The organism is Bradyrhizobium altum, from assembly GCF_020889705.1.
In the GTDB taxonomy this organism is placed as follows: domain Bacteria; phylum Pseudomonadota; class Alphaproteobacteria; order Rhizobiales; family Xanthobacteraceae; genus Bradyrhizobium; species Bradyrhizobium altum.
In genome coordinates, this window is sequence record NZ_JACMYP010000279.1 from 1 (window position 1) to 10,975 (window position 10,975).

General features: G+C 65.0%; 10 protein-coding genes. 6 read left to right on the forward strand and 4 right to left on the reverse strand.

Going from position 1 to position 10,975, the window contains the following annotated elements; all coding sequences use genetic code 11:
* Positions 1-76: 76 nt before the first annotated feature.
* The 3 genes from H8B02_RS39630 to H8B02_RS39640 are packed head-to-tail and all read left to right on the forward strand — an operon-like array spanning position 77 to position 1,684.
* Positions 77-466, forward strand: a complete 390-nt coding sequence (locus H8B02_RS39630; RefSeq protein WP_176534294.1) for a response regulator — start codon at positions 77-79, stop codon at positions 464-466.
* 39 nt (positions 467-505) lie between these two features.
* Positions 506-1,363: a CheR family methyltransferase gene (locus H8B02_RS39635; protein WP_229171146.1), complete on the forward strand. Its 858-nt coding sequence runs from the start codon at positions 506-508 to the stop codon at positions 1,361-1,363.
* 3 nt (positions 1,364-1,366) lie between these two features.
* Positions 1,367-1,684 carry a PilZ domain-containing protein gene (locus tag H8B02_RS39640; protein ID WP_229171147.1) on the forward strand — a complete coding sequence of 106 codons (318 nt, stop codon included), beginning with the start codon at positions 1,367-1,369 and terminating at the stop codon, positions 1,682-1,684.
* Between the two features lie 156 nt (positions 1,685-1,840).
* Here H8B02_RS39640 and H8B02_RS39645 read toward each other — a convergent pair whose 3' ends face one another.
* Positions 1,841-2,149: a hypothetical protein gene (locus H8B02_RS39645; protein ID WP_229171148.1), complete on the reverse strand. Its 309-nt coding sequence runs from the start codon at positions 2,147-2,149 to the stop codon at positions 1,841-1,843.
* 153 nt (positions 2,150-2,302) lie between these two features.
* Between H8B02_RS39645 and H8B02_RS39650 the strand changes: the two genes are divergently transcribed.
* The 3 genes from H8B02_RS39650 to H8B02_RS39660 all read left to right on the forward strand — a co-directional run bounded on the left by H8B02_RS39650 (position 2,303) and on the right by H8B02_RS39660 (position 5,754).
* Entirely contained in the window at positions 2,303-2,935 is a 633-nt protein-coding gene (locus H8B02_RS39650) for a response regulator transcription factor (RefSeq protein ID WP_229171149.1), read from the forward strand.
* Positions 2,936-3,170: 235 nt separating this feature from the next.
* Positions 3,171-4,910 carry an L-arabinonate dehydratase gene (gene araD, locus H8B02_RS39655; RefSeq protein ID WP_229171154.1) on the forward strand — a complete coding sequence of 580 codons (1,740 nt, stop codon included), beginning with the start codon at positions 3,171-3,173 and terminating at the stop codon, positions 4,908-4,910.
* A 124-nt stretch (positions 4,911-5,034) separates the two neighbouring features.
* Positions 5,035-5,754: a ribonuclease activity regulator RraA gene (locus H8B02_RS39660; protein ID WP_229171150.1), complete on the forward strand. Its 720-nt coding sequence runs from the start codon at positions 5,035-5,037 to the stop codon at positions 5,752-5,754.
* 272 nt (positions 5,755-6,026) lie between these two features.
* On the opposite strand, the gene H8B02_RS39665 is transcribed toward H8B02_RS39660, so the two are convergent.
* From H8B02_RS39665 to H8B02_RS39675, 3 genes are all read right to left on the reverse strand, one after another.
* Positions 6,027-8,135 carry a S9 family peptidase gene (locus H8B02_RS39665; RefSeq protein WP_229171151.1) on the reverse strand — a complete coding sequence of 703 codons (2,109 nt, stop codon included), beginning with the start codon at positions 8,133-8,135 and terminating at the stop codon, positions 6,027-6,029.
* A 107-nt stretch (positions 8,136-8,242) separates the two neighbouring features.
* Positions 8,243-9,958 carry an ABC transporter permease gene (locus tag H8B02_RS39670; protein WP_229171152.1) on the reverse strand — a complete coding sequence of 572 codons (1,716 nt, stop codon included), beginning with the start codon at positions 9,956-9,958 and terminating at the stop codon, positions 8,243-8,245.
* Between the two features lie 83 nt (positions 9,959-10,041).
* Positions 10,042-10,975, reverse strand: a 934-nt coding sequence (locus H8B02_RS39675) for an ABC transporter substrate-binding protein (RefSeq protein WP_229171153.1), incomplete at its 5' end; no start/stop codon positions are given.

Here is a 10,975-nt window from a genome sequence, read left to right on the forward strand (position 1 = left end):
AAGATAACTCCCATGACAGCAGCTGCAGCGTAACGCTCCGCCGCGGAGATGGCGGACTCTACAAGGAGGCCAACATATGAAGACATGTCTTGTCGTCGACGATTCCGGTGTGGTGCGAAAGATCGCACGCCGCATCCTCGAAGGCATGGAATTCACCGTCATCGAAGCCGAGGACGGCGCGGTCGCGCTCGAAGCCTGCAAGCAGGCGCTGCCCGACGCGGTGCTGCTCGACTGGAACATGCCCGTGATGGACGGCTTCGAATTCCTCGTGCAGCTGCGCCGCATGGCGGGCGGTGACGTGCCGAAGGTGGTGTTCTGCACCACCGAGAACGGCATCGACCACATCTCGCGGGCGCTGCATGCTGGTGCCAACGAGTACATCATGAAGCCGTTCGACAAGGACATCGTGATCGCGAAATTCCAGGAAGTGGGTCTGCTGGCGCTCGATGCGTCGGCCGAAGCCTAATACCCACCCAGTTTCACCCTTTGCCTTTGCGAGGCTCCCGTGACGCCCCCCGACTACGAGTATCTGCGTAAGCTCCTGAAGGACCATTCCGGTCTCGATCTGTCCGCGGACAAGCAATATCTGATCGAGAGCCGCCTGCTGCCGCTGGCCCGCAAATGCGGCCTGTCCGGCATCCCCGACCTGATCGCCAAGATCAGGGCCGGCTCATCGACGCACACCGTCCAGGTGGTCGAGGCCATGACCACCAACGAGACGTTCTTCTTCCGCGACAAGGTGCCGTTCGATCATTTCCGCGACACCATCATGCCCGAGGTCCTGAAGGCGCGTGCCGCCCGCCGCAGCATTCGGCTCTGGTGCGCCGCCGGCTCGACCGGCCAGGAGCCCTATTCGCTGGCGATGTGCCTCAAGGAGATGGGCGCCGCGCTTGCCGGATGGCGGGTCGAGATCACAGCGACCGATCTGTCGCAGGAGGTGCTGGAGAAGTCGAAGGCCGGCATCTACAGCCAGTTCGAGGTGCAGCGCGGGCTGCCGATCCAGCTGCTGGTCAAGTATTTCAAGCAGTCGGGTGAATACTGGCAGATCAATCCCGAGTTGCGCGCGATGGTCAAGCACCGTCAGCTCAATTTGCTGCACGATTTCTCCCAGCTCGGCACGTTCGATGTGATCTTCTGCCGCAACGTGCTGATCTATTTCGATCAGGACACCAAGATCAACATCTTCAACCGCCTGGCCCGGTTGATGGAGGCCGACGGCTTCCTGGTGCTCGGCGCCGCCGAAACCGTGGTTGGCCTGACCGACACGTTCAAGCCGATTCCCGAGCGGCGTGGCCTGTACCGGCCGAGCGGGGTGCGGGCGGCGCTTGCGATGCCGAGGCCTGCCATGGCGGTCGGATATTGAGCGATGACGGAGGACGGCAAATCCATTGAGCGTGTCACGTTCAGCCGGGGCGTCGATGTCTGCATCATGGCCATCGACGGCACTTGGCGGCGCGACTGCCAGCTCAATGCCATCTCCGACAATGACGCGGCGTTGACCGTCGAGGGTTCCATTCAGGGGCTCAACCTGAAGGAGTTCTTCCTCCTGCTGTCGTCGACCGGGCTCGCCTATCGCCGCTGCGAGCTGGTCCGCGTCAACGGTACCGAAATGGACATCAGCTTCCTCAAGGGCAAGCCGAGCAAGCGGCGGTCGGACTCCGACGAAGAGCGGGCCAGAGCCTGACGTAACGAGGGCCTGACCTCAAGAAGGCCTGACCCGGCTGGATGGTCGTGCCTGCCGCCAATCCGAATGTGGAACGGATCGCTGCCTCGAGGGTTGGGGCGTCGTCGGCACAATCTGCGTGATGGCGCCGAATTCGGTGGCGGCCGGTCCGGCTGGTCAGTTCAGCAAGCGCGCCGGGGCCTCTGGATCGCACAGCCGATCGAGCGCCGTGCCGAGGCCGGCGTCGCGGGCCTTCAGGGCCGTGGATGCCACGGCATAGCGCGGGGTGACGTCGTCAAGCACGAAGATGTCGGCGGCAGCATCCCGCTCGGCCAGAAATGCCTCGCGCGCGATCGCCGCCTCGGTCAGCCGCAGGCTCGCCTGGACATGGCCGATCAGCGCGACCAAGTCCGTCACGATCAGGCTGTAGGGATCGCTGCCCTCGTCCAGGCACACCGCAACGCCGTCCGCCGCTGCATTTTCCATGCATGTTTCTCCACTGCCCCCACTTTTAGGGACCGCGGTGCTACTTGTGCGTTAAGCGGACGTCCCGTACAAATACGGGTCCATTGATCGAGATGGTCGAGTTACTTCTTGTGCAGTCTGGGCAGCACGCTTCACCACTGATGGACGAGACATATGGTTGAGAATGGCGCTCCTCGCGGGGAAATCTTTGTAGTCGACGACGACCCCGCCGTTCGCGAGACGCTTTCCGTGGTCCTGTCGACCGCCGGCTACAGGGTGATCTGCTTTGCGGACGGCGCCGCGCTGCTCGCGGTGGCGCGCAGCCGGACGCCGGCCTGCATCCTGCTCGACGTGCATATCCCGGGCAAATCCGGCCTCGACATCCTGAAGGAGCTGCACGGCGAGGATTATCCGGCGCCGATCTTCATGATCTCCGGCCAGGGCGACATCACGATGGCGGTCAGCGCCATCAAGAACGGCGCGCTCGATTTCATCGAGAAGCCGTTCCGCGGCAACGAGATCGTCAGCCGCCTCAATGAGGCGATCGACGCCTATACCAGGCGCCAGGCCGAGACCTCGGCGTCGCGCATCGCCTCGCTGCACTTTCCGGGGCGCGAGCCGCTGACCCGCCGCGAACGCGAGGTGCTCGAGCAGTTCACCGCGGGCGCCTCCAACAAGGAGGCCGGGCGTCACCTCGGGATCAGCCCGCGCACGATCGAGGATCACCGCGCCAACATCATGAAGAAGCTCGGTGCGCGCAACGCCGCCGACCTCGTCCGCATCGTGATGACGGCGCAGCAAAAGTAAGCCAGAGTCCGCGAAGCCCGGTTTACGCTCCGATTGCCGCATCGCGGGGTTTGTGCGCCGCACGCCCGGCACACCGGCGGCGAACGGCACGTCTACGCCGCGCGCGGGACGACACGTCCGGAAATCCTGTATATGCGTGGCGCAGGGCATGCGTGCCGAGACCCGCGCGCGTGCGAGCAATGTCGAGACACGCGATATCGTAACACGCAATATCGAAGCATATGGCGCATCCAAGATGACCAAGAAGAACAAGACCCCGGATCAATTGCGCAGCGCGCGCTGGTTTGCGCCCGACGATTTGCGCGCCTTCGGCCATCGCTCGCGCGCGATGCAGATGGGCTACGCGCCGGAGGAATGGCGCGACCGGCCGGTGATCGCGATCATCAACACCTGGTCGGACGCGCAGCCCTGCCACATGCACTTCAAGAGCCGGGTCGACGACGTCAAGCGCGGCGTGCTGATGGCCGGCGGCTTTCCGCTCGAGCTGCCGGCGCTGTCGCTGTCGGAATCGCTTCTGAAACCGACCACGATGCTCTATCGCAACATGCTCGCGATGGATGCCGAGGAGCTGCTGCGCGGCCATCCGGTCGACGGCGTGGTGCTGATGGGCGGCTGCGATAAGACCACGCCCGGCCTGCTGTTAGGGGCCACCAGCATGAACCTGCCGGCGATCTATCTGCCGGCCGGGCCGATGCTGCGCGGCAACTGGAAGGGCAAGACGCTGGGCTCCGGCTCGGATGCCTGGAAATACTGGGACGAGCGCCGCGCCGGCAAGATCTCCGACAAGGACTGGGTCGACATGGAGGCCGGCATCGCCCGCAGCTATGGCACCTGCATGACCATGGGCACGGCCTCGACCATGACCGCGATCGCCGAAGCCATCGGCATGACGCTGCCCGGCGCCTCGTCGATCCCCGCGGCCGACGCCAACCATATCCGGATGAGCTCGGAAGCCGGCCGCCGTATCGTCGAGATGGTGTGGGAGGATCTGACCCCGCAGAAGATCCAGACGCGAAGCGCGTTCGAGAACGCGATCACGGTCGCGATGGCGATGGGCTGTTCGACCAACGCCATCATTCACCTCATTGCGCAGGCGCGCCGCGCCGGCCAGGACATCTCGCTCGACGATTTCGAGACCGCCAGCCGCAAGGTGCCCGTGATCGCCAATGTGCGGCCGAGCGGCGACCTCTATCTGATGGAGGACTTCTTCTATGCCGGCGGGCTGCCCGGCCTGATGAACCGGATCAAGCAGCATTTGCATCTCGACTGCATGACCGTCACCGGCAAGACTCTCGGCGAGAACATCGAAGGTGCGGAGGTCCACAACGACGACGTCATCCGCACCGTCGATAACCCGATCTACAAGGAGGGCGCGCTGGCGGTGCTGAAGGGCAATCTCGCGCCCGATGGCTGCGTCATCAAGCCGTCGGCCTGCGATCCGCGCTTCCTCAAACACACGGGGCCTGCGCTGGTGTTCGACGACTATCTCTCGATGAAGAAGGCAGTCGACGACCCCGATCTCGACGTCACGGCCGATCACGTGCTGATCCTGCGCAACGCCGGCCCGCAGGGCGGCCCGGGGATGCCGGAATGGGGCATGCTGCCGATCCCGACCAAGCTCGTGAAGCAGGGCGTGCGCGACATGGTGCGGCTGTCGGACGCGCGGATGAGCGGTACCAGCTACGGCGCCTGCATCCTGCACGTCTCGCCGGAGTCCTTCATCGGAGGCCCGCTGGCGCTGGTGCGGAACGGCGACCGCATCACGCTCGACGTCGCCGCGCGCACCATCAATCTCGATGTGCCGGAGGCGGAGCTGGCCAGGCGCCGTGCCGATTGGAAGCAGCCCGAACAGCGCTTCGAGCGCGGCTATGGCTGGATGTTCTCGAAGCACATCAAGCAGGCCAATGAGGGCTGCGACTTCGATTTCCTGGAAACCGGTTTTGGTAAACCGGTGGGCGAGCCGTCGATTTACTGACCGTCGTTCCAGGGCACGCGCAGCGTGAACCCGGAACCCATTTCTCCACAACGCGTGTGGCCTGATGGATTCCGGGTTCGCGCTACGCGCGCCCCGGAATGATGAAGAGAGAAAGCAACACACCATGTCAAAACTCAGCGACACCACCCGCAACAAGCTGAAATCCGTCTCCACCGCGACGGTCGCGACCGCGCTGTTCAAGCGCGGCTTGCGCATCCAGATGATCCAGGATGTTCACCCCTTGAGCCCGGATCAGCCGACCATGATCGGCGAGGCCTTCACGCTGCGCTACATGCCGGCGCGCGAGGATCTCAACACGATCGAGGTGTTCCGCGACCGCGCGCATCCGCAGCGCAAGGCGATCGAGGATTGCCCGCCGGGCAGCGTGCTGGTCATCGACAGCCGCAAGGATGCGCGTGCGGCGTCGGCCGGCGCGATCCTGGTGACGCGGCTGATGAAGCGCGGCTGCGCCGGCGTCGTCACCGACGGTGGCTTCAGAGATTCGGCCGAGATCGCGCGGCTGGGCTTCCCGGCGTTTCATCATCGCCCAAGCGCGCCGACCAATCTGACGCTGCATCAGGCGATCGAGATCAATGTCCCGATCGGCTGCGGCGACGCACCCGTGTTTCCCGGCGACGTGATCCTCGGCGACAGCGACGGCGTCATCGTGATTCCGGCGCATCTCGCCGACGAGATCGCGAACGAGACTTTCGAGATGACCGCGTTCGAGGATTTCGTCACCGAGCAGGTCCAGAACGGCCGCGGCATCTTCGGCCTCTATCCCGCGACCGACGAGCAGACGCTGAAGGATTTCGCGGCTTGGCGGAAGGCGAAGGGGCGGTAGCGGCTCCACGCCCTCCGCTGTCGTCCTGGCGAAAGCCAGGACCCATAACCACAGGGAGGAGTTAGGCGAAGACCGGCAGTGATCCATCGCCGTGGTACGATCACCGCGCTTCATCGATAGATCACGCGGTATGGGTCCTGGCTTTCGCCAGGACGACGATGGGGATGGGACCGGGCAAGCTAACCGGTGCCAGTAGCCTCGGTGGCGCCCGTAGCCCGGATGGAGCGAAGCGCAATCCGGGACCTGCGCTTCATCCGGGCTACGGGATCTCGCTACACCTCCGCCTTGTCCGCCATCCCGACCGCCCACAGCGCGAACGCGTAGACGATCGCGACCTCGTCGAGGCGGTTGAAGCGGCCGGACGCGCCGCCGTGGCCGGCGCCCATGTTGGTGCGCAGCAGCACCGGGCCGCCGCCGCGCATCGTGGCGCGTAGCCGTGCGATCCATTTCGCCGGCTCCCAGTAAGTGACGCGCGGATCGGTGAGCCCGCCCATTGCCAGGATCGCCGGATAGTCCTTTGCCGCGACATTGTCGTAGGGCGAGTAGGACAGGATGGTGCGGAAATCCTTTTCGCTCTCGATCGGGTTGCCCCATTCCGGCCATTCCGGTGGCGTCAGCGGCAGGGTGTCGTCGAGCATGGTGTTGAGCACATCGACGAACGGCACCTCGGCGACAATGCCGGTGAACAGCTCGCCGGCGCGGTTGGCGACCGCGCCCATCAGCATGCCGCCCGCCGAGCCGCCGTGGCCGACGATGCGTTTCTCACCGGTATATTTCGCCTCGATCAGCGCGCGCCCGGCGGCGGCGAAATCGTCGAACGTGTTGGTCTTCTTCTCGCGCTTGCCATCGAGATACCAGCCCCAGCCCTTGTCGGCGCCGCCACGGATATGCGCGATCGCATAGACGAAGCCGCGGTCGACCAGCGACAGCCGGTTCGCCGCAAACGACGCTGGCATCGCCATGCCATAGGAGCCATAGCCATAGAGCAAGAGCGGCGCGTTGCCGTCACGGGCAAAGTCCTTGCGATGCAGGATCGAGACCGGCACCTGCGCGCCGTCATGCGAGGTCGCCATGATCCGCGTGGTGACGTAATCGGCCGGGTTGTGGCCGGACGGAATCTCCTGCCGTTTGCGCAGCACGCGTGTCCGCGTCGCCATGTCGTAGTCATAGACCTCCGACGGCGTCGTCATCGACGAATAGGCAAACCGCAGGTTGGTGGTCTCGAATTCGTAGCCGCCCATGGTGTCGAGCGAATAGGCCGCCTCGTTGAAGGCGATCGCGTGCTCCTCGCCACTCTTGAGGTCGCGGATGATGATCGCCGGCAGCGCGTTGGCGCGCTCCAGCCGCACCATGTGGCCGGCATAGAGCTCGACGTCGAGCACATAGACGCCTTCGCGATACGCGATCAGGTCGCGCCAATTGGCGCGCTCGGGCGCTGCGAGCGGCGCAGTGACAACCTTGAAGTCGATGGCGTCGTCGGCATTGGTCAGGATGTAGAGTTCGTCGCCGCGGTCGGCGATCGAATATTGCACGCCTTCCTCGCGCGCCGCGACCAGCCGCGGCGGCGCGTCGGGATTGGCGAGGTCGATCAGCCGCTGCTCCGAGGTCTCGTGATCGCCACCGGCGATCACGCAGAAGCGGCCGCTCGCGCTCTCGTGCAGATGGGTGAACCAGCCGGAATCCTGCTCCTCATAGATCAAGGTGTCGTCGGCCTGCCTGGTGCCGAGCCTGTGCCGCCACACCTGCATCGGGCGGTGGTTGTCGTCGAGCTTGACGTAGACGAAGCTCCTGGAATCCGCGGCCCAGACTACGCCGCCGTCGGTCTCCTCGACGAGGTCGTCGAGATCGCCGCCGGTGGCCCAGTCGCGCACGCGGATCGAGAAATATTCGGAGCCCTTGGTGTCGGCGCTCCAGGCATGCAGGCGGTGGTCGTTGGAATGCCGGCTGCCGCCGAACTTGAAATATTCGTGGTCCTTCGCCAGCGCGTCGCCGTCGAGCACGACATGCGCGTCGCCGCCATCGCGCGGCGTGCGGCAGTACAGCTCATGCTGGCCGCCTTCGCGGAACTTGCGGAAATAGGCGAACGGGCCGTCCGGCGACGGCACGCTGGAATCATCCTCCTTGATCCGCCCGCGCATCTCCTTGACGAGCCGCTTCTGCAAGCCGTCGGTATGGCCAAGCAGGCTCTCGGTGTAGCCGTTCTCGGCTTCGAGATAGCTGCGGATGTCAGGATCGAGGATCGCGGGATCGCGCAGCACCTCCTGCCACTTCGGATCCTTGATCCACGCATAGTCGTCGGTCACCGTGATGCCGTGGGTGGTGAAGGAATGCGGCCGGCGCGGCGCGACAGGGGGCGATGTTGTGGTGGCGGATTTGGTCACACGATCCTCATGGTGCGGGGTTCCGCTTTATATCGGGATGAATGTGGCGATTGCCAGATGGGACGGGCATTCGCGCGCGCCCGACGCTATTGCGCTGAGATGTCGAACTACCCGTTCCGCAGCTTCGCGCCTGCGTTGCCGCCGGACATCGGGATCTGGTTCACCGCCAGCACTACTGCGAATGTGATCACCAGCATCGCGATGCCGAGCACGGCGATCGCGGCGAGGTCGCCGCCTTCGTTGAGGTCGTAGATCAGGACCGACAGCACCTTGGTCTGCGAGGTGAACAGCACGATCGCCGCCGACAGTTCCCGCATCACGCCGATGAAGATGAAGCACCAGGTTGCGATCACGCCGGTGCGCAGCAGCGGCGCGGTGATCTGGCGCAGCGCCTGCAGCCGCGTCGCGCCGAGGATGCGGCCGGCTTCTTCAAGCTCGGGATGAATGGTCGTGAATGCCGCCTGCAATTGCTGATAGGCCGACGGCAAATTGATGGTGAGGAATGCCAGCAGCAGGATCCACAGCGTGCCGTAGAGCACCAAGGGCGGCCGCGTGTAGCTCAGGAACAGGCCGACGCCGAGCACGATGCCGGGGACGGCCACCGGCGCGGTGGCGAGGAAGCCGAGCACGCGGTGGCCCGCGATCACCTTCCGCGTCGTGACATAGGCGATGACCAGCGCGAGGACGGTGCCGATCGTCGCGGTCGCGGTGCCCAGGATCACGGTGTTCTTCAGCGCGAGCTGGGTCGACGACAGCTCGGTGAATACGAAGACGATGTTGTGCAGCGTTGCCGTCGACGGCGTCACCAGCGTGGTCGCGTTCGGCGAGAACGCGGCGTTGAGCAGCGCGAGGTAAGGCAGGAAGACGGGATTGAGCAGCACCAAAAGGCAGAAGCCGAGCGCGGCCCAGCGCCAGCCGCGCAACTCGACCCGGCGCGGCGCGCCGTATTTGCCGCCGATCACCGAATAGCCGCGGCGTCCGAGCAGGGCCTTCTGCCCCTGCAGCAACAGGATGGTCAGCACCAACAGCGGCACCGCGGCGGCCGCCGCCAGCTCGAGTTTGGGCGGATACTGGAACAGGCTCCAGATCTTGGTCGTCATGGTGTGGAAGCCGGCCGGCAGCGCCAGGATCGCCGGCGAGCCGAACAGCGTCATCGCCTGCAGGAAGGCGATCAAGGCGCCCGCGACCAGCGCGGGCAGTGCCAGCGGGACGGTGACCCGCCGCGCCGTGGTCCAGGCATTGCCGCCGAGGATCGCGGAGGCGTCTTCCAGCTCGCCCGGCATGGTGTCGAGCGCATTGGCCACCATCACGAACACGAACGGGAACGTGTAGCAGGAGATCACGAAGATGATCCCGGTCATCGAATAGATATTGAACAGCGCGTCCGCATCCTCGCCCGCGAACAGCCGGTAGAGCTGGTTGAGCAGCCCCGAATTCGGCGCCGCCAGCAGTTCCCAGGCGACCGCGCCGAGGAACGGCGGCGTCACGAACGAGGCCGTCACCAGCGCGCGGATGGTCTGCCGTCCCGGCATATCGGTGCGCGACACGAGCCAGCTGAGCGGCGCCGCGACGATGCAGCAGATCAGCGCCGACGTTGTCGCGATGATTGCGGTGGTCAGCAGCGGATCGAGGAAATCCGGATTGCTGAACAGCGTGACGAAGTTCTGCAGCGTCGGATGCCGGTTCTTGTCGGTGAAGGCGTAGACCGCGAGCCACGACAGCGGCAGCAGGATCAGGAGGATGAGCACGGCCGCGAACAGCCACAGGACGGGGCGCGTCCAGTCGATGCGGGGGCGAGGGGTGGGGGAGGTGGTAGTTGTCATGCGAAGACTCTCCCATCGTCATTCCGGGGCTCGCCGCTTTGCGGCGCCCCGGAATGACGAAAACGTTTGCGGCTCTCCATCGCTCAAACCCTGAACAGCCGCGCATAGCGCGTCTTGATCTCTTCGGTCATCGCTTCCACCCCCGCCGGATCTTCCTTCATCAGCTTGATGTCGGAGAGCTTGCGCCGGCCGGCCTTCGGCTGCACCTGCGCGTGCACCGAATACTGCCCGGTGAAGTCGACGAAGAATTGCTGGGTCGCGCGGGTGTGCAGCCAAGCCTGGAACAGCTTTGCGGCATTCGGATGCGGCGCGCCGGCGAAGATACCGGTCGGACCCGAGATCGTCGGCGTGCCCTCGGTCGGGTAGACCGGTTCGACCGGCTGCCCGGCTTCCTTCAGCAGCACGATGCCGTATTCATTGCCGTCGGCCATCACGGCGCGCTCACCGAGCGAGAGCTTCTTCGGCGGATCGGTCGAGGATTGCACCTGCATCACGCGCTGCTTGGCGAGTTTCTCCAGATACGGCCAGCCGAGCTCGCGCACGATCTGGAACGTGGTGGTCATGATGGTGCCGCTATAGGCCGGATGGCCCTTCACCATCTTGCCGGCCCATTTCGGGTCGAGCAGATCGGCAAAGCTCTTCGGCGCATCCTCCGCCTTCACCAGGTTGGTGTTGTAGGCGATCGACGACAGCCACAGCCGCGTGGTCACGGCCATGCCGTCCGGGTCGCGATATCCGTCGGGAAAATGCCTGGCGACGTCCTCGGGCACGAACGGCATCAGCCAGCCGCTCTTCTTCCATGGGATAAAGTGCGAGGCATCGGCGCTGTTGACAACGTCGGCGGCGTGGATGCTGGCATCGAATTCCTGCGCCACGCGCTGGAACAGCCGCTCCGAGCCGGAACGCTCGATCTGTACGCTGATGCCGGGATAGGCCGCCTCGAACGCCTTGCCGAGCTTTTCGCCGACCGGCAGGTCCATCGACGAATAGAACACGAGCTTGCCTTCTTTGGTCGCG

Excerpts from the sequence above, each read along its gene's own strand:
- H8B02_RS39650 (WP_229171149.1), top strand. The coding sequence starts at position 2,303 with ATGGTTGAGAATGGCGCTCCTCGCGGGGAAATCTTTGTAGTCGACGAC.
- H8B02_RS39660 (WP_229171150.1), top strand. The coding sequence starts at position 5,035 with ATGTCAAAACTCAGCGACACCACCCGCAACAAGCTGAAATCCGTCTCC.
- H8B02_RS39630 (WP_176534294.1), top strand. The coding sequence starts at position 77 with ATGAAGACATGTCTTGTCGTCGACGATTCCGGTGTGGTGCGAAAGATC.
- H8B02_RS39640 (WP_229171147.1), top strand. The coding sequence starts at position 1,367 with ATGACGGAGGACGGCAAATCCATTGAGCGTGTCACGTTCAGCCGGGGC.
- H8B02_RS39645 (WP_229171148.1), bottom strand. The coding sequence starts at position 2,149 with ATGGAAAATGCAGCGGCGGACGGCGTTGCGGTGTGCCTGGACGAGGGC.
- araD (WP_229171154.1), top strand. The coding sequence starts at position 3,171 with ATGACCAAGAAGAACAAGACCCCGGATCAATTGCGCAGCGCGCGCTGG.
- H8B02_RS39670 (WP_229171152.1), bottom strand. The coding sequence starts at position 9,958 with ATGACAACTACCACCTCCCCCACCCCTCGCCCCCGCATCGACTGGACG.